Raw genomic sequence first — 17,645 nt, forward strand, 5'->3', positions numbered from 1 at the left:
TCGGAGTCGCCGTCGCAGAGCGTGCGGAGGTGGGGGTCGGCGTGGTGGAGCCACCGGGCAGGGCGAACCTCGTTGCTCGCGAGGAGTGCTACGGCGTCCGGAAAGGCGGCCGGCGGTCGCACGGGTGACGATCGGACCGACGGATGTCGTTCTGGCAGAGCAGGAATGGTCTTCGCGGTGTCCCGGGCGGCGAGGTCAGGGTGCGACGGTTGGCGGTGCGACTCTCAATGATCCTGCCCCGCAGGAGATTTGAACACGCCTTGCTCTCTTTGATTCGTCAAAAGGTTCCGGGCGCAGGCCGACCCTGCCATGATGCTGTCATGGCCCGAGCGGCGCTCGGACCTGACATTTCGGGACTCATGATGGGGGTACCTCGATGGCCACTCCGCTCTACGACCGCATGCGAGTGTTGGTCACCGTCAACCCGATCGAATCGCATCTGCGTGGGCTGGTCACGCTCGTCGACACGTTGAGCCGACTCGGCCACGACGTCCGGATCGCGGTGCCCGGCAAGTGGTCCGGATGGTTGCACGACAACTACGGCGTGGAGATCATCGATATCGGACCGTCGTGGCTCGACCCCGAGTTCGACACGATCGTCTTCGGCGCCCTGCTCGATGGCGGCGCAGCTGCCTTCGACCGGGCTCTGATGATGGAATTCACCTCCGCTCGCGTCGCCGGATATGTCGCCGACGGCGTCCTCGAGCTGTCGCAGCGCTGGCGGCCACACGTCATCGTGCACGAATGCACTGAATTCGGCGGCTACCTGGCCGCGGAGGTGCTCGGGATACCGCACGTCGTCGTGGATATCGGCCCGCTGGAGGCGGTTGTGCAACGCCTCCATCACGAGGTGGTCCGGCCCGGGCTGACCGCCCGGCGGTCGGAACTCGGGCTCGCGCCGGAGCCGCTCGTACCCGGAATCCTGCGTCATCTGACCGTCTCGCTGACGCCGGAGGAGTTCAACCACGCGGACTTCGACGCGCCGCTCGTTCGTTATCGGCACGAACTTCCCACCCGCCGCGACGAGCGGTTGCCCAGCGAATTCGCCCAACTGCCCCGAGACAGACCGATCGTCTATCTCTCGATGGGGTCGATCGGTCCCCGTTCCACCCGGTTCATGCGGCGATCGACCGAGATCTACCAGGAGATCTTCGCGGCGCTGGCTGAGCTCGAGTGCTCCGTCATCGCCGCGTTGCCCTCGCAATATCAGGACATATTCCGGTCATTGCCGCCGCATGTGCACACCATGCCCCGGGTTCCCCAGTCACTCTTGCTGGGAAATGTGGATCTGTTCATCACCCATGGCGGTTTGAACTCGATTCGGGACACGATCACCTGCGGAGTGCCGCAGGTGCTGCTGCCCTTCTTCGCAGACCACCCCGGTAACGCCCTGCGGTGCGAAGAGCTCGGGACCGGCATTCGGATCGATCCGGCGACGGTCACCGCGGCGGGCGTGCGGACCGCATGCGAGACAGTGCTGGCCGATGCCTCCTACCGGCGGGCCACGAGAGAACTTCAGGGGCATATGCGAGCACTGCCCGGTCAGACCGCATTCGTCGGCGAGCTGCGCCACCTCATGAGGAAAGTCGACGTCCGATGATCGACAGAGAAGATCTGATCAGGAACATCAGAGAGTTCCACGCGCAGTCGGCGGATCGTCCGTTCGTGCCGGGCGTCACCGAAATCCAGTCATCCGGCGCATGCCTCGATGCGGATGACAAGACCGCACTCGCCGAGGCCGCGTTGGATATGCGTATCGCCGCGGGAGGCTTGGCGCACAAATTCGAGACATCGTTGGCCCGGAAGATCGGAACGCGCAAAGCGCGGCTGACCAATTCCGGATCGTCGGCGAACCTGCTGGCGATCACCGCGCTGACCGCGCCGGAGTTGGGCGATGCCCGGCTCCGCCCGGGAGACGAGGTGATCACCTGCGCGGCAGGGTTTCCGACAACGGTCAATCCGATCCTGCAGAACGGTCTCGAGCCGGTGTTCATAGATATCGATGAGCACACGTACAACGCGTCGCCGGAGCTGATCGGGGCAGCCATCGGGCCGAAAACCCGTGCGGTGGCGCTGGCTCATACGCTCGGCAACCCCTTCCCGGTCGCGGAAATCGCCGAAATATGTAGCGACCACGGCATGTTCCTGATCGAGGACAACTGCGATGCGGTCGGGTCGACATACCGGTCGCGGCGGACCGGCACATTCGGTGACCTGTCGACCGTCAGTTTCTATCCGGCACACCACGTGACAACGGGCGAGGGCGGATGCGTCTTGACCGACAACCTGGTCCTGGCCCGAATAGTGAAGTCCCTGCGTGACTGGGGGCGCGACTGCTGGTGTGAGCCGGGCGAAAGCAACAGGTGCGGAAGACGATTCGGCTTCGAGCTGGGCAGTCTGCCGTACGGATACGATCACAAATACATCTATTCGCACATCGGATACAATCTGAAGGCGACCGATCTGCAAGCCGCTCTCGGGCTGTCCCAGCTGGCGAAGTTGGATGATTTTTGTGCTGCCAGGCGGCACAATTGGCTCAGGCTGCGCGAGAAGCTCGACGGGATCGACTACTTGCGTCTGCCGGAACCGACGCCCGGAAGCGACCCGAGTTGGTTCGGGTTCGCGATGACCGTCATGTCGGACGCCCCTTTCGATCGCTTCGGCATCGTCAATTTTCTCGAGAGCCGCCGGATCGCGACCCGTGGCCTGTTCGCCGGAAATCTGTTGCGCCATCCGGCCTACTCGAACATTTCGCACCGTGTTTCCGGAGACCTGACGGTCAGCGATCATGTGGCCGACCGCACCTTCTGGGTCGGTGTATACCCCGGAATCACCGACGAGATGATCGATTACATGGTCGCCTCCATACGGGAGTTCGTCGCGGGCTTCCGGCGATCCCCGGCCCGGCCCCTGGAGTCCTCGATCGAGGAGAAGCGGTGAGCAGGCTGCTCGTCACCGGCGCCGGCGGCCTTCTGGGCGCTCGGATGACGAGTCCGGCGAGCCCTTTTCGGGACGGGACGTGGACGGTCACAGGACTCGGGTCGAAAGAACTCGACATCACCGATGCCGAAGCGCTGGACACGGCCATCGCTCCGGGTGACGTGGTGATCAACTGCGCGGCATACAGCGCCGTCGACGCCGCCGAGACCGATATCGACCGGGCATTCGCGGTCAACGCGTCCGGCGCCGGACTGCTGGCCCGGACCTGCGCGCAGAAACGAGCGCGGCTGGTGCACATCTCCACCGGGTACGTCTTCGACGGCACGGCTTCCCGACCCTATGACACCGATTCGCCGACGGCGCCGGTCAACGAGTACGGCAGGTCCAAACTGGCTGGTGAACGGGCCGTGCGGCAAGAATTCCCCGATGCTCTCATCGTCCGCACCATGTGGCTGTACTCGGGCGCGACCACCGGATTCCCGGCCGCGCTCCTGCGGAAATGCGAACGAGGCGAAACCGCCGCAGTCGTTTCCGATCAGATCGCCTCTCCCACCTTCACCGACGACCTCGTGGCCGCATTGTCCGACCTTCTCGCGCATCCCGACCCGCCACTGCTGACTCATGCGACGTCGGAGGGCGCGGCCTCGAAATTCGAGTTCGCCCGTGCCATTGCCGAAGAAGCCGGTCTGGCGGCCGGGCTGCTGCGTCCGTGCCGGACAACGGACTTCCGGAGCGCGGCGGACCGCCCCCGAAACGCCGTGCTGTCGGATGCGTCGTGGATCGACGCCGGCCTGAAGCCGCTGCCACACTGGCGCGATGCGGTGCAGCGCGCGATGATGCCGTACCGGCGGAAAGCGGCTGCGAGACCGCGATCGCGTTGACGCTGTGCGACCAGCGGGCCCATCCGCCAGTTCCTCGACGCGGCGTCGAGAGGTGAAATACTCTCGGCGCTATGACAATTCACGAATTCTCGGTCAGGACCGCCGACGGCGGGGACCGTTCACTGGACGCCTACGCGGGCCGGGTGGTGCTCATCGTCAATGTGGCCAGCAAGTGTGGTTTCACGCCGCAATACGAAGGTCTCGAGGCCCTGTACAGGGAGGGCCGGGACCGTGGTCTCGATATCCTCGGGTTCCCGTGTAACCAGTTCGGCGATCAGGAACCGGGCGCCGACGCCGAGATTCAGGAATTCTGTTCCACGAGTTACGGTGTCACCTTTCCGGTCTTCGGCAAGATCGAAGTCAACGGTCCGGGCGCGGACCCGCTGTTCGCCTATCTGCGCGCGCAGGCGCCGGGCGACTTCGGTCCCACCGCCGGGCCGCTGTACCAGCACGTCAAGGCCACGCGCCCGGAAGCGCTCGGCACCGACGAGGTGAAGTGGAACTTCACGAAGTTCCTCGTCGGCCGCGATGGCAAGGTGATCGGCCGTTTCGAGTCGACGGTGACCCCTGAGCAGATCAAGTCCGAAATCGCCGGACTCCTGGACTGATCGGGCGAGTTCGGTGGGGGTGAGGGCCGGAACAGGTCCTGGATCAGGTGCGGCACTCACGCCACCGGTTCGGTGACCGCCTTCGCCGGACTGGTGGCGCCGGCATCGGCGAGGGCAAGCCGGATCAGGTGACACCTGTCCGTTCGGCAGTCCCGTTCTTGCGCTGGTTGGCGTTGAAGCGCGCCTTCTTCTGACGATTCCCGCACGTGTTCATGTCACACCATTTGCGGGTGCGACTTTGACTGGTGTCGAAGAATGCGGCTCGGCAGGTCGGCGATGCGCACAACGCCATCTTTCCGTCTCGTTCGCCTGCGATGATGCTGATCGCGTCCGCGGCGATTACGCCCAGGGCATCTTCTACGCGGGAAGCCGAGCCGAGTCGCCATCGACGATCGCCCTCGGGCGTCAGGATGGCCGCGGCCCGACCCTGAATGCTGCATTCATTGATGATTCGAACAGCGGACGCGGGGAGAGCGTCCCGAGTCGCGGTCGCTGTCGCGGCGGCGTGAATTGATTCCCTCAGTTCCCGGGCGAGTTCGAGCTGGGCGGTGGTGCAGGACTCCACGGCCAGGCCGTTCACCGCCAGCCAGTCGACGAGTCGCTGCGGCGTGGGAATTCGCTCCACAGCCTTGCCGCGCCGCTCGGTCAGAGTCGCCGTGAAGCTGGTCGCCAGGACGCTACCGAGGCGAAAGTCGGGGAACTCAGCAGGCATGGAACCACCTTAGCCGGTTGCATGCTGGTATGAAGGCATGTTAGAACCGTCTTAGCCGGTTCGCGATAGGTTGTAGCCGGTTCCGCGACGGCCAGGAGGTCTCATGCCCCGTCCAATCAGCGACGTGCACGCATTCGAAGCCCACGCGACCGACGCCGACCTCGGCGATCTGCGCGCGCGACTGGCCGCGGCGCGGCTACCGGAGGCCGAGACGGTCCATCGCGCCGCGCCCGGCCCTCGCCGCTGGGAACAGGGCGTTCCGCTCGCCGCCCTCGTCGATGTCGTGAACTACTGGCGCACCGGATACGACTGGCGGTCGTTCGAAGAGCGCCTCAACCGGATCGGCCAGTACCGCACGAGGATTGATGATCTGCGAATCCACTTCCTGCACCGCCGATCCGCGCGCGCAGATGCCACTCCTGTGATCTTGACGCACGGGTGGCCGGGCAGCATCGCCGAGTTCGTCGACGTAGTGGACGAGCTGGCAGATCCGAAAGACGCGGGCGCGCCGGCGTTCCACGTCGTGGTTCCGTCGCTACCGGGCTTCGGTTACAGCGACAAGCCTGCCACCACCGGGTGGGGAACCGAAAAGATCGCGGCCGCATGGGTGGAACTGATGGGAAGGCTCGGCTACAGCGAGTTCGCAGCCCACGGCGGCGACTGGGGAGGCAATATCACCACGGTTCTCGGCGGCAGGTTCCCGGCACACGTTCTCGGCATTCACACAACGTTCGCGGAGGCGCCGCCCGGATTGACAACGGACGGGCTGACTGCGGTCGAGCGCGAATGGGCCGAGGAAACCCGCGATTTCTGGTGCGGATCGCCAACGCGCCTCCGCGCGGCGTACGCGAAGCAGCAGGCGACCCGACCGCAGACCATCGGCTACTCGCTCGTCGACTCACCGGTCGGGCTTCTCGCCTGGATCCTCGACAAGTTCGCCGAGTGGACAGATACCGAAGACAGCCCGTTCGAGACGATTTCCAGAGACAGAATTCTCGACGACGTCACCCTGTATTGGCTGACCCGGACCGGCGCATCGGCGGCCCGCATCTACTACGAAAGCCACAACTCGCTGGACCCCGAACTTCGGGTCGACGTCCCGTCGGCGATCACCATGTATCCCCGCGACATCGACAAGTGTCCGCGCCCCTGGGCGCAGGAGCGATACCGGCAGATCGTCCGATGGCGGTCGCCCGAAACCGGGGGACATTTCCCGTCCCTGGAGGTTCCCGAGTACTTCGTCCAGGACCTCCGGGAAGGCCTCGCGGCAGTGCTGGCCGCCGATCGGTGAACGCGGCTGGGTGCCGGGAATCGGAATGCACTGCGTTCGAATCGTTTTCAGCAACACAGCGCGCGCTCAGCTGTTCCTGGTCACTTCGAGTCGCACACTGCCCTGGTTGCTGCCGTAGAAGCCCCACGCGTTGTCGGCGAAGGCGTACAGGTACCCGGGGCGCCAGACCCGGTGGTTCGTGCCTGCGCCGATGGCGATCTTCTCGTGCAGGGCCTGTGCTCCTTCGAGCGGGATCGCGTCGTTGGCGACGACGCCGATGAGCGACATCCACGGCATGTCCTCATCGCGCCGGGCCAGCGGGAAATAAGCCTGCGGGTTCCGGGTCACGCGCCGGAAAACTCGCTCCGCCCGGCCGATCAGCGTGCCGACCAGGTGGATTGCCTGTCTCGGCTGGAACCGCCGCCGGCCGCTGATGCCCGCGGGCCCGGACGGTACGTCCAGGCAGGTCCACTCGCCCGTGGCGGCGAAGGTGTAGTCGCCCGCTTCGAGGTAGAGGCCTGTCCAGTTCCACGGATCACGGGCGGACACGGTGACGGTGCTGGACTCACCCGGTGTCAGCGTCCTGGTGGGCCGGTACGGTCCGGTGACGATCGGTGGAATCTGGTGCCGCTCGTATACCGACGAGTGCAGCGCGGGGTTGTTCCCGTCGTTGTCGATCATCGGGGTGGCGCGGGGCCGCGGTTGGAAAACCGGTTCGAGCAGTGGGCGCAGCAGCGGCTCGTACAACAGCTCGAACAGACCGTAGATCCCCTGGTTGTCGTCGTGCAGGGTGTCGAGCGCGTTGGGGCGGATCTGGTCCTCCACCTGCTTGCGGAATTCGACTCCGATCGCGGCACGCGCTTCCTCGATCATCCACTTCAGCGCGCCATCGCTCAGCCCGTTGTCCGGATGGCCGCCGCCCACGTCCATATGGCTGCCCGGGAACCAGACCTGCTTGACGTCCTGATCCGGTTCCGGCTCGGACCACAACGTCGGGGTGAACTCACTGCGCTGCTCGTCGAGCGCCACCGCGTGGCGAGCGTGCCGCACGGCCGGGTTCAGCCGCACGTTGTGGAACGCGTAGCGGCGGGCGGAGTCCAGCAGGCTCAGCCCGCCCAGGGTGTCCGGGATGCCCAGTGACCCGACGGTGTCCCACACTCCGATGAAATCCACCGGCATCGGATCACGCTCCGGGACGTAGCTGAACAGCAGACCGTCGCTCCACCCGGGATCCGCGGCCTGTCCCAGGCGGTACCGCCGCTGGTAGACCTGCCGGATCTGACGCCGGACCGTGTCTTCGTCCAGGGGCCGGGTATCGATCAAGCCACACGCGGCGATCATGGCCGCGGTGCTGCGCGCCGTGTACGCGCCACGACTGAAACCGAACAGCGCGATCTGGTCTCCGGGCCGGTACGTAGAGGTCAGCCAGTGATAGGCGTCCATCACGTTGCTCGATAATCCCGCCCCGGTGATTCCTCCCAGCAGCCAGCCGGACAGCTCACCGGTCTCGGTACCGACCCCGGGCTGATACCGGGCGAGCTGCTCCTCCCCGTTGCTCATGGTGTCTGCCAGGGCGTTGTACATGCGGCGCACATTCGTGACCGCCAACTGGCTCGGTGTGTTCCACGTACCGTCGCAACACATGATGAGTCGACGCATCGTCGCACCTCCCTCGACCGGGCGGATGACTTTCATGAAGCGGTGAAACCGGTTGGAAGTCCCGGCCGAGGCGTGGTGGACCTCGAAGCCGGTCTATTCATGCTGCTCTCGAGGCCGGGCGATTGTCACTGGTCGTTAGGCCTCGAAACGATGAGGCGAGATGCTCCGACGGCCTCGGCCGCCGCTCTCCGGTGCGGCCGGGAGACCGTGGGCTCGCCGACCGAGCCCCTGATCGAACATCCTCTGCGCGCGGTCCGGGTCCGAATTGTCCAATGCCGCAAAGTAGTTGGTAACGCGACGGGACGGTTCACGATATCCATCTGCTCCCTCGCGTTCGGCCGCGTTATCCGGTCCGAATCCACGCGAGGGTGTCGCGTGTCAGTTCACATTTCTTGCGGAACTCATCGAGAGTCGAAAGAGAGGTCGTTCATGGCAGCACAGCATCGCGCTCGGCCGGGCAAGCGGTCCGGGCGTGGCGGATCACTACTGGTCATGGCAGCGGTTCTGTCGTCGGGGGCACTGTTCGAGGCCGCCCCCGCAACGGCGGCGGCGAGCAAATCTCCCACGGCGACCAGCCGTAACGATACGAGCGGGAAGCGAGCCGTCCCGGATGGCGCCCTCGCCCCGGTCGACCCTTCCCGTCTGCACCTGCCGACTGCCCTGGCCCCGCCCGTCGCGCCGATCCAGCCGCCGGACGGGACCATGCGCATCGGTTCGGCCCAGATCGGGCGGCCGGACTGGGTCGATCCCAAGCTCGCCGAGGGGATCAACGACTCCTTCGCTCAGCAGGAGGCCATGTTGGCCCAGGGATTCGACTCGGTCGGATTCGATCCGGCCCGGTCGGACCGGATGGCCGGCGACACCCTCGTCGGTGCGCTCGCCGGGAACGTGGCGGCAGGGGCCCTCGCCAGCCCGCTGACCTCCACCAGCGCGGCGGTCGGCGCGGTCGCCGGATTCATCGCCGGTATTCCCTTCCTGCCCGCGGGTTTGGTGGTCATGCCGGTAGTGGGCGCGCTCATCGGCGCCGCGGTGATCGCGGTCCCCGCGGCCGTGGTCGGTTCCGGTATCGGTGCGGGGGCGGGCGCCCTGGAAGGTGCGCTGGCGCCCGCGACCGCGAACCCGCCCACCGACCAGCGCGCACCGCAGGTGAATCAGGCGGCGCGGAGCGCATAGACGTCATCGATGGCCGGTCGGTGTTCCCGGCCGGCCACGCCATGGGATCTGCCTATTGAAGAGCCGGCCCGGCGGGGCTTCACTGGATGTGAGCCGAACCTACGTCCAGTCCTTGGGCGAGGCGGTGGTACGGACCAAGTGTCCGACGCTAGACAGCGATGGACGAGCGAACCATCACGGTGCTCCTCGAACCCCTGACCGAGCCTGAAAGTGGTGGTGTGAAGCCCCGGACCGGGCGGCGACGGACCCCTCCCGAAAAGGTAGCGAATCATGGCAGAGAAAGAGCGAGAACAGCGATTGATCCATCGGGTCGACCATTTGTACGCGACCGACCCCCAATTTCGGGCGGCAGCACCACTGCCGGAGGTAACCGCCGCCGCACACGAGCCCGGATTGCGGCTGTGGGACGTGGTGCAGGAGTATCTGAACGGTTATGCGGACCGTCCGGCGCTGGGGCAGCGAGCGCGGGAGGTGAGGCGGGACGAGGCCACCGTACGCCGGACCACGACGCTGCTGTCGGGATTCGACATGATCACCTACGGCCAGCTTGGTGACCGGGTCACCGCGTTGGCCAACTCGTGGCGGTCCAGCGGCTTACAAGCCGGTGACTTCGTGGCCGTGCTGGGTTTCACCAGCACCGATTACGCGATGATCAACCTGGCGTGTATCCGCCTGGGCGCTGTGTTCGTGCCGTTGCAGTCCAGCTCGACGGCCGCCCAGCTGGCCCCCATCGTCGCCGAGACCGAGCCGCGGATCCTCGCTGCCGGCGTCGAATCGCTGGACATCGCGATCGACGTGGTGCTCGGCGCATCCTCGGTCGAGCGGCTCGTCGTCTTCGACTACCGCAGCGATGACGACGAGCAGCACGAGCGTTTCGAGTCGGCGACGGCGCGGCTCGCCGCCTCGGGGCGCACGCTGAATGTGATACCGGTACGGCAGGAGCTGGATATCGGGCGCGGGCTGAAGGAGACGCCGGCGTACGTCCCACCGGCGGGCGAGGACCCGCTGGCCACCCTGATCTACACCTCGGGCAGCACCGGCACGCCCAAGGGGGCGATGTACACCACCGATCTGGTGGCGCGACTGTGGCTACGTCCGCACAGCCCGTCGCTCGACACCGGCATCGAGATCCCGGCGATTCACCTGCAGTACATGCCGTTGAGTCACGTGTACGGGCTGGCGTGGCTGATCAGCACGCTATCCGCCGGCGGCACGGGATATTTCGCCGCCGAGAGCGATATGTCCACTTTGTTCGAGGATATCGGGCTGGTTCGTCCCACCGCGCTGAATCTCGTTCCGCGGGTGTGCGACATGATCTTTCGGCGTTACCGCAGAGAGCTGGATCAGCCGGCGGTCGAAGGGCAGAGTCCCGAAATCCTGGACGAGGCGGTGAAATCCGAACTGCGCCAAGACTTTCTCGGTGGTCGCGTGGTGTCGGCGATGTGCGGCAGCGCGCCGTTGTCGACGCAGATGCATGATTTCATGGAGTCCCTGCTCGACTGTGCCGTCAGCGATGGCTACGGCTCGACGGAGAACGGCGGCGGAATCATGCGCAACGGAGAGATCCTGCGTCCGCCGGTCACCGATTACAAGCTCGTCGACGTTCCCGAGCTCGGGTACTTCACCACCGACCAGCCGTATCCGCGCGGTGAACTGTATATGAAGTCGATCAGCCTGATTCCCGGCTATTACAAGCATCCCGAGCTGACGGCCGAGATATTCGACGAGGACGGTTTCTACAAGACCGGCGACATCATGGCCGAGACCGCTCCCGATCACCTGGTGTACCTCGACCGCAGCAACAACGTCATCAAACTGTCGCAAGGTGAGTTCGTCGCGGTGTCCAAGCTCGAGGCCGACTATTCCACCAGCCCCTACATCCGGCAGATATTCGTGTACGGCAGCAGCGAACAGTCGTTCCTGCTCGCGGTGGTCGTGCCGAACCGCGACGCGATCGGCGACGGCGACGCGCGTGCGCTGATCGCCGAGTCGTTGCAGCAGATCGCGGCCGATAATCGCCTCAACGGCTACGAGATTCCGCGCGCGTTCCTGTTGGAGTCCGAGCCGTTCACCCGTGCCAATGGTCTGCTGTCGGGGATCGGCAAGCTGTTGCGCCCGGCGCTGAAGGCCCGCTACGGCGAACGGCTGGACGCGATGTACGCCGATATCGAAGTGGGACAGGAGAACCGGATCGATCAGCTGCGCGCCGACGCCCGGGAGCTCCCGACGATCGAAACCATCCGGCGCGCCGCTCTCGTAACGCTCGGTTCGGAGGCCGCCGGAGCGGGCATGTCGGCCGACGCCAAATTCATCGAACTCGGCGGTGATTCGCTCTCGGCGTTTTCCTTCGGTTCGCTGCTGGAGCAGATCTATCACATCGACGTGCCGGTGCAGACGATCATCGGTCCCACGGCAACGCTGGCCACCATCGCGGATTACGTCGACGGCGAGCGTACTTCGGCCTCGGCGCGGCCCACGTTCGCCTCGGTGCACGGTCGTGACGCCACCGTCGCGCACGCGTCCGAGTTGACGCTGGACAAGTTCATCGACGCGGATACGCTGGCTGCCGCGCCCGCGCTCGACGCGCCGACCGGTACGGTGACCACTGTCCTGCTGACCGGCGCCAACGGGTATCTCGGCCGCTTCTTGTGCCTGGAGTGGCTGGAACGGCTGGCGAAGGTCGGAGGAACACTGATCTGCTTGGCCCGTGGCGCCGATCCGATCGCGGCCCGGCAGCGCATCGAGGCCGCGATCGACAGCGGTGACGCCGAGTTGTCCGCCCACTTCCGCGCCTTGGCCGACAAGCATCTCGAAGTCCTCGTCGGTGACGTAGGTGCGGCCAACCTCGGCCTCGACACTCTCACCTGGAACCGTCTCGCCCGGTCGGTGGACCTGATCGTGCATGCGGCCGCGATGGTCAACCACGTGCTGCCGTACAGCCAGCTGTTCGGCCCGAACGTGGTGGGTACCGCCGAAATCGTCAAGTTGGCGATCAGCAAGCGGCTCAAGCCGATCGATTACATTTCCACGGTGGCGGTAACCGCACTGCCCGACGGCACCTTCCTCGGCGAAGACGCGGACGTGCGCGCGGCCAGCCCGTCCCGTTCCCTGGACACGTCGTACGCCAGCGGTTACGCAACCAGCAAATGGGCCGGGGAGGTGCTGCTGCGTGAGGCACGCGATCTGTGCCGTTTGCCGGTGGCGGTGTTCCGATCGGACATGATCTTGGCGCACAGCCGCTATACCGGCCAGGTCAACGTGACCGATATGTTCACCCGCCTGGTGCTGAGTCTGGTGGCGACCCGGATCGCGCCCCGGTCCTTCTATCAGCTCGACCCGGGCGGCAACCCCCAGCGCGCCCATTACGACGGACTGCCGGCCGATTTCACCGCCGATGCGATAACCACCCTGGGCGGGTACATCACCGACGAATACCGCACCTACAACGTGCTCAACACCTACAACGACGGTATTTCCCTGGACACGTTCGTCGACTGGCTCATCGCGGCGGGCAACGATATCGACCGGATCGACGATTACGACGAGTGGCTGACCAGGTTCGAAGCGGCGCTGAAGGCCCTGCCCGAGGACCAGCGGAAGAACTCCGTACTACCCCTGCTGAGTGCCTACGCCCGCCCCGCGCCGCCGATGCCGAGAACCCCGATGCCCGCGGAAAAGTTCTGCACCGCGGTGCAATCCGTCGCGATCGGCAGTACCGAGGACGTGCCACACCTGACCGAACCGTTGATCGACAAATACGTGACCGATCTGCGGCAGTTGGGGCTGCTCGAGTCCGCCTCGGGAGCCAACGTGGCGTGAGTTCTCGCCATACGGCGGCCGGATCTTACTGTTTGCCGGCCTCGATCGTCTTCGGTGCCTTGCCGGTTCCGCCGATGCTGATGCGGCGGGGCTTGGCCTTCTCGGCGATCGGGAGGGTCACCGACAGCACGCCGTCGTTGTACGTGGCGCTGATGTTGTCGAAGTCGATGGCATCACTCAGCGAGAGCTGCCGCATGTAACTACCGGCGAATCGTTCCGACGCCACCCACTCGACGTGTTCGTCGCCGGGCAGGCTGCGCTGGGCGCGCAGGGTCAGGGTGCCGTTGTCGACGCTGACGTCGATCGAGCCCGGGTCGACGCCCGGTAGATCGGCATTGAGCACGTAATGATCGCCGGCCCGGAACATATCCATCGGCATGAACCGAGGTGCGCGAGCGGTTCCCGGTGTTTCACCCAGCAGTTGGCGGGCAACGGAATCGAGGTCGTGGAACGGGTCGAACCTCAGCACAGCATTCACCTCCGTATCGAAAGTGACGCTCACCACGGCGGTGAGCGCCGTGAGCTGTCCACCACCAAACTTAGCACTCTGAGGTCGAGAGTGCCAGCTGTCGCGTCAGGTGAGCGGCGCGGCGGACCGGCCGAATATCGGTCCCAGATGGGCGGTGTCGTTGAAGCAGCGCACGATCCATGACTCTCCGGTCACCACGATGTGCGAGATCGAGCCGTTGTCCGCGCCGAGGAAAGCGAACGGGCGAGAGCCGCTGGCCAGCGACAGCGCCTGGCCGATGACGCCGCCGTGGGTGAACACGGCCAGGCGTTGGCCGGGATGCTCGTCCGCGAGCCGCTTCACCGCCTTACGGACGCGGGTGGCGAATTCCTCGGCGGGCTCGGCCCCGGGGATGACATCCCAGCGTTCCTCCGCCTGCATTCGCCGTGCCACCGGATCGCCTTCGGCGATCATCTTTCGCAACAGTCCGCCCTCCCAGCTACCGAGATGCACCTCTCGCAAGTCGGCTTCCACACGCGCGGCGAGCCCGAGCCGGGCGATGAGTGGCTCAGCCGTCTGCACCGTCCGCCGCAGTGTGCTGACGTAGATGGCGTCGATGCGTTCCGTGCGGAGCCGTTCGGCCACACGTTCGGCGTGCCGTCGTCCCTCCGGGGCGAGCTCGGGATCTCCCTGTCCGTCCACCAGGGGAAACGGTTCGTCCGGGTAAGCGGGCGCCGACTCGCCGTGACGGATCAGCAGCAGTTCAGTGGAGCCGGCCGGCGGTTGGAATCGAGCTTGGCGGTACTCGGTGCGGGCTCTGGGTGTTGTCACAGCTAGGGGATCTTAGCGACTTCGCGGATTCCGGCGATTCCAGGCAATCGAGAAAGGCGGCCACCGCGGGGTTCGTTTCTCCCGACCGCCACACCACATACAAATCCAGGGTCGGTACCGGATCGATCAATTTCACCGCGACCGAAGGGCTGCCGGGCTCACCCATCCCCATGGAGATCGCGCGCGGCAAGGACGCGAATCCGACCAGCGGCCGTACCGACACCATGTGCGCGGTCGCGCCCGGATCATCGGCGTGATGGGACACCGACAGCGAGATCTGCGACCGCGCGGCCGCACGGAAGATGGTGTCGTACATGGCCGGACATTGCTCGCGGCCGAACAGCACACACTCCTGATGCTGCAATTCGCTGAACGACACACCCGGCCGGTCCGCCCACCGATGACGCCGCCCGACCACCGCGACCAGCGGCACCCGGTGCAGCACCCGCCGATACCGGAATTCCGAGGTGCTGGGATGGCCGTAGACGAGGGCGATGTCCAGCGATCCGTCCGAAAGCGCGGCGATCTGCGGCCCGGTGCGCTTTTCCCACAACGACACCACCACATCCGGATGTCGCTCGGTCATCCGGGTCAAAGTGCCCGGCAGAACGTGGCGGCTGGCGGGCAAGTTGTAACCGACACCGACCGAGCCTGCCCGGCCCTCGGCGGTGGCCTTGGCCACCTCGGCCGCGCGGTCCATCCGGGCCACGATCTGACGGGCTTGCAGCTCGAATTCCCGTCCAGCCGCGGTCAACTGCACCTCGTGGGAGTTGCGGGCGACCAGTTGCACCCCGACGGACTTCTCCAACTTCTGCAGCTGGGCGGACAGACTCGGCTGGGTGAGATGAAGGCGCTGCGCCGCGCGACCGAAATGCAGTTCTTCGGCGATCGTGATGAATGAGACCAAATGCCGGAATTCCATGACGCCGCTCCTTCCGAGCACCCGTCACGGTAACCACGAGAGGTAACCGGCGATGAACCGCAGGGGCACGGCTACAACCAATTCGGTTGCATACCAGTGAATCCCGAGTCCGTTCGGCGCCGTCAACAATAGCCCATTTTCACCAAGCGTCCAGTTGTGTTGCGGTGGCTGGCGATAGGTACTTCGTTCTGCGGTCAGGGTTTCCGCCCGACCGCCCCGTACATGGCGATGTCGGCATCGTCGATGGTCCCGATATGTATCGGGTCGGGTCGCCACTTGTGCATCTGCACCAGGCCCGGCTCTTCCAGTTCGAGTCCTTCGAAGAATTGCTGCGCTTGGGCTCTGGTACGCCATCTGAGGGTTTCGCCGTGCGAGTGGTAGAGGTCGCGGACCCTGGCGAGCGGTTCGGGGGCGAAGTCGTCGGTGGCGATCGTGGCGGCGAAGTAGCTGCCCGAGGGCAGGACGTCGATGACGTGGCGGGCGACGCGCAGCGCTTCGTCGTCGTCTTCGATGAAGTGCAGCATCGCGATGAGCAGCAGCCCGATGGGTTGGCTCAGGTCGAGGGTGTCGCGTAGTTGCGGGGCGGCCAGGATCGCTTCGGGGGCGCGCATATCGGCGTCGATGTAGGCGGTGCGCCCCTTCCGGTCGCTGGTCATCAGTGCCCTGGCATGCGCGAGCACGATCGGATCGTTGTCCACGTACACGATTCGAGCCTCGGGTGTCACCGCTTGGACTACTTCGTGCAGGTTGGGCGGGGTGGGAATGCCGGTGCCGATGTCCAGGAACTGGCTGATGCCACGCTCGGCGGCCAGAAAACGGCCTACGCGGTGCATGAACGCGCGGTTGGCCTGCATGTGGATCCGCAACCCCGGCCACACTCGCAGAGATTCCTCACCGGCGGTACGGTCTGGCTCGTAGTTGTCCTTACCGCCGAGGATGTAGTCGTAGATGCGGGCTCCGTGAGCTCGCGTGATGTCGAGGTCCGGCGCTTGCTCGTCGCCCACTGGACCTGCCTCCCTTTGGATTTCGTGCACTGTTCGAATCGTTGTGGCATTGATCCTAGGGCCTGCGCGAGGCGGCTCGCCACGCCAAACTCGTTGGGACGTATATCAATCGAGTGACGTCCCGAGAGACGCCGCTACGGTTCGGCAAGTCCCGGGCCATCTTTCACCAGTTCACCGATCCGCGTCGCCCAGCGGAGGGCCGCCGGTAAGGTGCTGATCTTCGGCTCGAACGCGTCCAGTTCGTCGACGGGACCGGTGTCATGTGGCGCTTCGGCGTGATGGGTCGGAAGTGGTGTGTCGTGTGCCCGCCACCCGGTGTTCTCTCCGTGACCTACAAGCGTGATCGCTGACGCCTTGTAGATGCCGCATCCCGCTTCTATTCTGGCCAAGAGAGGGGACGGCCCCTGCGGAGTAGAGATGATCTACGACAATCTGCTCGAGCTGACAGCGCGGGCACCGATCACCAGCGGATTGCGGGAGGGCGAGACTTTTACGCCGTACGCCGCTCTGGTCGAGCGGATCGGCCGACTCGCCGCCGGTTTCGTCGACCGTGGCATCCAGAGCGGCGATCCCGTCGCCCTGCTGATTCCGAACTCGCCCGATCTCTTCGTCACCGCGCACGCGCTCTTCGCCATCGGCGCGATCGCGATGCCGCTGAGTGAGAAGGCCCCGCGGTCCGAACTCGCCATGCTCGCACGAAAGACCGACCCCAAGGTCGTCGTCTCGACTCCCGGCCTCGCCGCTGCTGCCGAGACGCTCATCGCCGATATCGCCGACGCGGCTCCCGGCATTCCGCTGTTCCTGACGAATGCCCTGCCCGAAGCGCATACAACCGCCGAGCTGCCGAAGCCGGCGGGCGACACGACGGCGCTCTACCTCTTCTCCTCCGGTTCGACCGGGTTGCCCAAGGTGGTGCCGCACACCCATGCCGAGCTCATCGCCGATGGTGAACGAGCCAGCACGGCCTGGGACATTCAGCCCGACGACATCGTCCTGAACATTCTGCCGGGCAACTTCTCGTTGGGTTTCATTATGGGCGCGACCCAGGCCGTCGCCGGCGGTGCGACGACGCTCTATTGGAGTGATCCGCTGCCGTTGGCGTTCTCGCGCGAGAGGCTGCTCGAGACGATGGTCCGTGAGCGTGTCACGGTGATGGGCGCGGTTCCGGCGATGTACGAGATCCTCGCTGGTCACCGGGGCGTTTTCGATCTGCGGATGCGTTTGGCCTTCGCGGGCGGTGTCGCGCTGAAACGGGCGGTGTTCGAAATGGTGCGTGAGCGTCTCGGTATCACGCTTCGCCAGGATTACGGTTCGACCGAGGCGAGTATGTTCTCGCACAACGACTCCGCCGATCCCGACGCGAGCTGGGCGTCGGTGG

14 protein-coding genes are annotated in these 17,645 nt (G+C 65.5%); 8 read left to right on the plus strand and 6 right to left on the minus strand.

From position 1 onward, the window contains the following. The first annotated feature begins 376 nt into the window (after positions 1-376). The 4 genes from NM2_RS17785 (at position 377) to NM2_RS17800 (ending at position 4,429) form a co-directional block, all read left to right on the plus strand. Positions 377-1,600 (plus strand): glycosyltransferase, encoded by a 1,224-nt coding sequence (locus NM2_RS17785; RefSeq protein WP_067669942.1) that lies wholly within the window; start codon positions 377-379, stop codon positions 1,598-1,600. Further along, on the plus strand, positions 1,597-2,940 hold the full coding sequence (gene rfbH / locus NM2_RS17790) for a lipopolysaccharide biosynthesis protein RfbH (RefSeq protein WP_067669944.1): 1,344 nt from the start codon (positions 1,597-1,599) through the stop codon (positions 2,938-2,940). Before NM2_RS17785 ends, rfbH begins: the two co-directional genes overlap by 4 nt. Beyond that, positions 2,937-3,821 (plus strand): dTDP-4-dehydrorhamnose reductase, encoded by an 885-nt coding sequence (gene rfbD / locus NM2_RS17795; protein WP_067669946.1) that lies wholly within the window; start codon positions 2,937-2,939, stop codon positions 3,819-3,821. The genes rfbH and rfbD overlap by 4 nt, the downstream gene beginning before the upstream one ends. A gap of 71 nt (positions 3,822-3,892) precedes the next feature. Beyond that, positions 3,893-4,429 (plus strand): glutathione peroxidase, encoded by a 537-nt coding sequence (locus NM2_RS17800; protein WP_067669948.1) that lies wholly within the window; start codon positions 3,893-3,895, stop codon positions 4,427-4,429. A 124-nt stretch (positions 4,430-4,553) separates the two neighbouring features. Here NM2_RS17800 and NM2_RS17805 read toward each other — a convergent pair whose 3' ends face one another. Next, the gene (locus NM2_RS17805; RefSeq protein ID WP_067669950.1) at positions 4,554-5,141 is read right to left on the minus strand and encodes a CGNR zinc finger domain-containing protein; all 588 of its coding nucleotides are present in this window, start codon (positions 5,139-5,141) and stop codon (positions 4,554-4,556) included. Between the two features lie 103 nt (positions 5,142-5,244). Here NM2_RS17805 and NM2_RS17810 point away from each other — a divergent pair, with 103 nt between their 5' ends. Then, entirely contained in the window at positions 5,245-6,432 is a 1,188-nt protein-coding gene (locus NM2_RS17810) for an epoxide hydrolase family protein (protein WP_067669952.1), read from the plus strand. A 66-nt stretch (positions 6,433-6,498) separates the two neighbouring features. Here NM2_RS17810 and NM2_RS17815 read toward each other — a convergent pair whose 3' ends face one another. After that, positions 6,499-8,070, minus strand: coding sequence for a T6SS phospholipase effector Tle1-like catalytic domain-containing protein (locus NM2_RS17815; protein ID WP_067670011.1), 1,572 nt, complete (start codon positions 8,068-8,070; stop codon positions 6,499-6,501). A 429-nt stretch (positions 8,071-8,499) separates the two neighbouring features. On the opposite strand from NM2_RS17815, the gene NM2_RS17820 reads away from it, so the two are divergent. Further along, positions 8,500-9,243, plus strand: a complete 744-nt coding sequence (locus tag NM2_RS17820; RefSeq protein WP_157121149.1) for a hypothetical protein — start codon at positions 8,500-8,502, stop codon at positions 9,241-9,243. A 270-nt stretch (positions 9,244-9,513) separates the two neighbouring features. Then, entirely contained in the window at positions 9,514-13,062 is a 3,549-nt protein-coding gene (gene car / locus NM2_RS17825; RefSeq protein WP_067669956.1) for a carboxylic acid reductase, read from the plus strand. A 25-nt stretch (positions 13,063-13,087) separates the two neighbouring features. Here the strand turns inward: car and NM2_RS17830 are convergent, their stop codons facing one another. The 4 genes from NM2_RS17830 to NM2_RS17845 form a co-directional block, all read right to left on the minus strand. Further along, complete coding sequence (locus tag NM2_RS17830) at positions 13,088-13,531, minus strand: Hsp20/alpha crystallin family protein (RefSeq protein ID WP_067669958.1); 444 nt, start codon at positions 13,529-13,531, stop codon at positions 13,088-13,090. Between the two features lie 105 nt (positions 13,532-13,636). Beyond that, the gene (locus tag NM2_RS17835; protein ID WP_067669960.1) at positions 13,637-14,341 is read right to left on the minus strand and encodes a histidine phosphatase family protein; all 705 of its coding nucleotides are present in this window, start codon (positions 14,339-14,341) and stop codon (positions 13,637-13,639) included. Beyond that, positions 14,274-15,263: a LysR family transcriptional regulator gene (locus NM2_RS17840; protein WP_084531180.1), complete on the minus strand. Its 990-nt coding sequence runs from the start codon at positions 15,261-15,263 to the stop codon at positions 14,274-14,276. Before NM2_RS17840 ends, NM2_RS17835 begins: the two co-directional genes overlap by 68 nt. Positions 15,264-15,457: 194 nt before the next feature. After that, positions 15,458-16,267, minus strand: coding sequence for an SAM-dependent methyltransferase (locus NM2_RS17845; RefSeq protein ID WP_067669962.1), 810 nt, complete (start codon positions 16,265-16,267; stop codon positions 15,458-15,460). 417 nt (positions 16,268-16,684) lie between these two features. Between NM2_RS17845 and NM2_RS17850 the strand changes: the two genes are divergently transcribed. Beyond that, a partial coding sequence (locus NM2_RS17850; RefSeq protein ID WP_169816185.1) for a class I adenylate-forming enzyme family protein occupies positions 16,685-17,645 on the plus strand: 961 nt, incomplete at its 3' end.

Source organism: Nocardia miyunensis NBRC 108239 (genome assembly GCF_001613065.1).
In the GTDB taxonomy this organism is placed as follows: Bacteria; Actinomycetota; Actinomycetes; order Mycobacteriales; family Mycobacteriaceae; genus Nocardia; species Nocardia miyunensis.

Bases quoted from the DNA above. Each gene is read 5' to 3' on its own strand.
- NM2_RS17785 (WP_067669942.1), top strand. From the start codon at position 377: ATGGCCACTCCGCTCTACGACCGCATGCGAGTGTTGGTCACCGTCAAC.
- rfbH (WP_067669944.1), top strand. From the start codon at position 1,597: ATGATCGACAGAGAAGATCTGATCAGGAACATCAGAGAGTTCCACGCG.
- NM2_RS17800 (WP_067669948.1), top strand. From the start codon at position 3,893: ATGACAATTCACGAATTCTCGGTCAGGACCGCCGACGGCGGGGACCGT.
- NM2_RS17805 (WP_067669950.1), bottom strand. From the start codon at position 5,141: ATGCCTGCTGAGTTCCCCGACTTTCGCCTCGGTAGCGTCCTGGCGACC.
- NM2_RS17810 (WP_067669952.1), top strand. From the start codon at position 5,245: ATGCCCCGTCCAATCAGCGACGTGCACGCATTCGAAGCCCACGCGACC.
- NM2_RS17815 (WP_067670011.1), bottom strand. From the start codon at position 8,070: ATGCGTCGACTCATCATGTGTTGCGACGGTACGTGGAACACACCGAGC.
- NM2_RS17820 (WP_157121149.1), top strand. From the start codon at position 8,500: ATGGCAGCACAGCATCGCGCTCGGCCGGGCAAGCGGTCCGGGCGTGGC.
- car (WP_067669956.1), top strand. From the start codon at position 9,514: ATGGCAGAGAAAGAGCGAGAACAGCGATTGATCCATCGGGTCGACCAT.
- NM2_RS17840 (WP_084531180.1), bottom strand. From the start codon at position 15,263: ATGGAATTCCGGCATTTGGTCTCATTCATCACGATCGCCGAAGAACTG.